The 254-nt window shown below is 57.9% G+C and carries 1 pseudogene; it reads right to left on the bottom strand.

Annotated features, from left to right (window positions below):
* A pseudogene (locus tag R2R70_RS21690) lies at window positions 1-204 on the bottom strand (IS3 family transposase); the annotation flags it as partial.
* Between the last annotated feature and the right edge of the window lie 50 nt (window positions 205-254).

The following is a 254-nucleotide window of genomic DNA, read 5'->3' as shown; positions in this document are numbered from 1 at the left end:
AAGCTCATCCGTTGTCGCACCCGGCTCAGTGCCGGCATCACGTCTGGCCTGCTTCAGCCACCCGCGCATCGTATGCGGTGAGATCCCAAGTTTCGTTCCCACCGCCTGGGCGGCCGACCACTGCGAGCACTGCGTGTGGTGAAGATGATCCTCCATCAAACGCAACGCCCGCTGCTTGAACTCCTGGGTATAGACAGTTGGCATGATCCAATTCTCCTTCAATCAGTAGAACGGAACGAAACCCAGGACAGTTC

This window comes from Cobetia sp. SIMBA_158, from assembly GCF_046566945.1.
Classification (GTDB): domain Bacteria; phylum Pseudomonadota; class Gammaproteobacteria; order Pseudomonadales; family Halomonadaceae; genus Cobetia; species Cobetia amphilecti.
The sequence above is the reverse complement of the archived record's forward strand: the minus strand, read 5'-3'. Positions and strand labels throughout refer to the sequence as shown.